Source organism: Pseudoalteromonas sp. 78C3, assembly GCF_002836695.1.
GTDB lineage: Bacteria > Pseudomonadota > Gammaproteobacteria > Enterobacterales > Alteromonadaceae > Pseudoalteromonas > Pseudoalteromonas arctica.
This window is the reverse complement of sequence record NZ_PJAV01000014.1, coordinates 1-4,854: the sequence shown is the minus strand read 5'-3', so window position 1 is coordinate 4,854 and position 4,854 is coordinate 1. Positions and strand designations below refer to the sequence as shown.

At 40.2% G+C, this 4,854-nt stretch carries 2 protein-coding genes and 1 pseudogene; all 3 read right to left on the bottom strand.

Annotated elements, in window-relative coordinates:
* Nucleotides 1-180: 180 nt before the first annotated feature.
* The gene (locus CXF76_RS00380) at nucleotides 181-3,381 is read right to left on the bottom strand and encodes an efflux RND transporter permease subunit (protein ID WP_004588883.1); all 3,201 of its coding nucleotides are present in this window, start codon (nucleotides 3,379-3,381) and stop codon (nucleotides 181-183) included.
* Between the two features lie 11 nt (nucleotides 3,382-3,392).
* The gene (locus CXF76_RS00375) at nucleotides 3,393-4,649 is read right to left on the bottom strand and encodes an efflux RND transporter periplasmic adaptor subunit (protein ID WP_101162774.1); all 1,257 of its coding nucleotides are present in this window, start codon (nucleotides 4,647-4,649) and stop codon (nucleotides 3,393-3,395) included.
* Between the two features lie 64 nt (nucleotides 4,650-4,713).
* Nucleotides 4,714-4,854: pseudogene (locus CXF76_RS20880) on the bottom strand (TolC family protein); the annotation flags it as partial.

Below are 4,854 nucleotides of genomic sequence, written 5' to 3'. Positions count from 1 at the left end.
AGATTAAGACTGCAAAGATACGAAAGCGGAAGTTAGCTTTGGCCTGTTTAACGACAAATATTCCGACAAAGCAGTCATGACTATTAGTTTATTGTTAAATCTAATCTTTCTTTTCGTTCATCTACTCAATAACCCCACGCTAAACGTGACTTTAGCGTGGGGTTAGAGTTCACAGTCATTTTATCTGGATAGCTCTTTTATTTTTTTCTCTGAAAACCAGCGATATAAAACAGGTAAAACAAATAATGTTAACAGTGTTGCAGTTACCAAGCCGCCAACAATAACACTCGCTAAGGGGCGCTGTATTTCTGCACCAACACCATTAGACATTAACATCGGTATCAAACCTAAAGCTGATGTTATAGCAGTCATAAGTACAGGTCTTAATCTTGAAGTAGCGCCTTCAAAAACGGCTTTAGATGCTTCTAGACCGTCTTTAATACGTTGGTTGATACTTTCTACCATAACGACCCCATTCAATACCGCTACACCAAATAAGGTAATAAAGCCAACGGAGCTTGGTACAGACAAGTATTGTCCAGATAAATATAAGGAGAAAACTCCGCCAATTACAGCAAGCGGCACGTTGACCAATATCAGCATAGCTTGACCAACAGAACCAAAGGCAAAGTAAAGTAGTAGTGCGATTAGTGCTAACGATAAAGGTACAACTATAGCTAACCTATTTTGAGCACGTTTTTGACTTTCGAACTGGCCGCCAATCGAAACAGAATAACCTGAAGGTAAGTCAACCTTTTCAGCAATTACCGTTCTGATATCGGCAACCACGCTTCCCATATCTCGATTTTGTACATTTGCTTGGATAACGACTCTTCGTTGTACATCATCGCGTCTAACTTGTGGTGGGCCTGACTCAAATGAGACTGAGGCTACGTCACCCAGCCGCACCCAAGCACCAGTAGGTGATTGAAGCCGAATATCAGCAATAGCTTCTTTGTTACTTCGGTACTCTTCCTCTATGCGAACGTAAATATCATAACGTTCATTACCATTGATTATTTGTCCGGCTTCAACACCACCAATACCATCACGCACAACCTCCATTATGTCACTCACAGACAATCCAAAGCGCGATAGTTCTTGCCTGTTAGGACTTATCACCAATTGCGCTTCACCAGCAATTTGCTCCAATGCAACATCCCTTGCACCTTCAATGTTTTTAATTGCTGTTTCTATTTCTTGACCTTTAGCCGCCAGTACCTCAAGTTCAGGCCCAAACAACTTTATCGCCAACTGAGCCTTAACACCAGATAGTAGCTCATCGACACGAGTCGCAATAGGTTGAGAAAAGTTGAGTAGCAACCCAGGGAATTCTTCTAAAGATCTCTCCATTTTTCCTTGAAGTTCATATCGATTAGATGCACTGGTCCACTCAGAAACAGGCTTCAACCCTATGTAAATTTCGATGTTATTCACAGGCTCTGGGTCTCCACCTATTTCTGCTCGACCAATTCGGCTTAATGCATAGGTTACTTCAGGGAAAGCCATTAGTTTTTCTTCTAGAATTGGTGCCACAGTGAGCGCGGTATCTAAACTGGAAGAAGGTGCAAGCGTTGCTCTTAAGTTTATCGTCCCTTCTTCTAACTCAGGTACAAATTCAGTACCAATTAATGGAACTAATGCAAAGGCAGAGAAAACTAATATAAGTGCGGCTGAAATGACTAATTTGGTGCGTTTTAGTGCGAATGTAAGCCCTTTTCTGTAGAGTTTGTCTAATGGCCTAAGAACAAAGCTTTCCCTCTCTTTTACACCTGACTTAAATAAATAAGTAGCTAAAGCGGGTACAACAAACAACGCAACCACAATAGCAGATATAACAGCTAAAATGATGCTTATTGCCATAGGTTGAAATAACTTTGCCTCAACACCTTCAAAGCTAAATAAAGGCGTAAATACGACTAAAATAATAGAAGCTGCAAAAAATACGGGACGAGCCACTTCTTTACCCGCATTTTGAAGACGTAACTTAATACCATGCTCATCTTGTTCTACATCATGTGGATCAGTATCAGCACTAGGCACTCTTTCTTTTACAGTTTTTAAATGGGTAGAGTCTGGTCTATTTAAATGCTTAAACATGTTTTCAACCATCACGACTGAACCATCAACTAGCATACCAATGGCTACGGCAATGCCACCCAATGACATAAGGTTTGCAGAAATGCCCCACCAAGCCATGATCATTAACGCGATACCAATTGAAATTGGAATAGATATTAGGACAAGGAAGGTTGCACGTATATTCATTAAAAATAGTGCTAATACAATACAGATGAAAATAAATGCTAGTAATAGTGCATCAACTACTGTATCAACGGCTTTTTCAATCAAATCAGCCTGATCATAAAATGGTTCAAAGCGAACACCTTTAGGCAATGCTTGATTAATCAATGGGATTCTTGCATTGATACCATCAATGGTGGCTTTAGTATTAGACCCCATGCGTTTTAAGACAATGCCAGAGACAACTTCACCTAAATTTTCGACTTTACCGTCTTCGGTTTTGCGCGTCATTGTGACAGCACCTTGACGAATTTCACTGCCCATTTCAACTTTAGCAATATCCGAAACCGTCACAACTGTCCCATCAACTGTTTTGACGGGAACTTGTTTGATATTACTAATACCAGCGTCACCACTTTCAAACCAACCTGCACCTCTAATAACAAGCTGCTCTTGCCCACGGTTCATATACCATCCGCCAACATTGGCATTGTTGTTATCTAGGGCACCAACAACGTCTTCTTGCGTTAGGTTATAAGAAAGAAGCTTAGATGGATCTACATTTACTTGGTACTGCCTAACAATACCTCCAAAGGAGAGTACATCAGTAACACCATCGACAGGCATAACGAGTAATTTTACTACCCAATCATTGAGACTCCTGAGTGCCATAGCATCATAGCCTGCATCTTTATCTGAAATAAGAAGGTACTGAAATACTTGGCCTAGCCCTGAGGTGTTTGGCCCCATTTCGGGTGTGCCGACACCTTCTGGTATCAGTTCTTTTGCGGCTTGAAGACGCTCAAATACAAGTTGTCTTGCAAAGTAAATGTCGGTGCCTTCTTTGAAAACAACCGTGACGCCAGACAAGCCTGTTTTAGAAATTGAGCGCACTTGTTCTACATCAGGTAAGGCATACATGACCGCTTCAATGGGGTACGTAATGAGTTGTTCAACTTCTTCAGCAGCTAGTCCTGGCGCTTCAGTATTTACAGCAACTTGAACATTAGTAACATCAGGAAAGGCATCTAAATTTAGTTTTGGTATAACCATAATTGCGCCGACAATTGTGGCAAACAGCGCAATCAAAATCAGGAGTCTATTATTAACAGACCAATCTATTATTTTATTAAACATAGTCTTGCTCCTTAGTGGTTATGCGGATCAAATCCGCCTTTAGCGATTTCAGAAGCAACAAAAAATGCGCCTTTGGTTACAATTCGCGTCCCACTATCAAGGCCAATGATTTCCCTAAAATCACCTAAGGCTCGGCCTAGTTCTACTTCTACAGCTTTAAATTCTCCAGGGTGGTCTTCGACAAATACGGTCCAATCACCATCTGCGCTGCGGATCAATGCTTCTTCTGGCACAGCCATCACTTTCTGCTTTGTGGCAAACTGAAAGTAAACTTTTACAAACATACCTGAATGAAGGTTATCATCAGCATTCTGTACCCCCAATCTAATAATTCTTGTACGAGTTACGGGATCAATTGTATGGGCTTCTTGGATAACTTTGGCATTGTAACTCTGGCCTTCTAATTTAAGTACCGCAGGAGAATCAATTGATAAATTTAGCTTTTTATTTGGAGAAACTTTTGCTTCAACCCATAGTTGTTTTTCATCAGCTAACAACATGACTGAATCCCCAGCATCAACACGTTGCCCTTGGATAAAGTCGTCTTGAAGCACGACACCTTCACGGTGCGCCGTTAATGCATATTGTCCAAATGCTTTAATGTCTTTGTTAGAAATACCATTTATTGCTTTTTCAGTTAACCCTAAAGCAATGAGCTTGCCATAGCTCGCATTGTATGTTGTTTCAGCTTGTAATAATCGACTTTCACTCACCGTCTTATTACCCAGCTTTTTTACACGTTGCCATTCGGTTGAAGCGATTAAATAGTCAGCTTGTGCTTGTGCCATTGCTTCACTAAATAATGTAACTAACTTCTGACCTATTTCTACATACTCGCCAAGCGCTGCATGGCGACTGATAATGACTGACTCTGTACGTGGTGATACCACATAACTTTTATAGCCATTAGCTTTTATTTCGCCAGGTGCATATACGGAGCTAAATTGATATTCAGGCTTAACACTTTCCACTTTAATTTTAGCAAGCGACATCTTCTTTGGATCAATAGTGATACCTTCTTCATGTTCTTCTTCTCCCTCTTTATTACCACCTTCATGGCCGTGCTCGTCATGGTCACCTTTATCTTCTTCATGTCCCTTTTCGTGTTCATGCTCATCTTGATGTTCTTTTTCTTCTTGTTTCGAAACGTTTGTGACAGAACCAGTTCCATCTGACGACTGTGCAAAAGCATCATGATTTGTAGTAAACCCAACTAACAGGCAGCTAATTACTACGGCTAAAAATTTTTTACTAATTACTGTATTCATTTTTGTAACCTATATTTTTAATAAATTTAAGATTTCGTTTTTCGCTACTGAAAAAACAAAGCGCTCAAATCTCAAATTTGGATAACTGACCCATACTTAAAATGAAGGATATTTCTGCAAGCTTGAATTGATTTTCCAAACGTATTCCTGCATGAAGCCCTTCCGCACGTTGATTTAATGCAAGTAAGTAGTCAGAAGTATTAAT

Excerpts from the sequence above, each read along its gene's own strand:
- CXF76_RS00380 (WP_004588883.1), bottom strand. The coding sequence starts at position 3,381 with ATGTTTAATAAAATAATAGATTGGTCTGTTAATAATAGACTCCTGATT.
- CXF76_RS00375 (WP_101162774.1), bottom strand. The coding sequence starts at position 4,649 with ATGAATACAGTAATTAGTAAAAAATTTTTAGCCGTAGTAATTAGCTGC.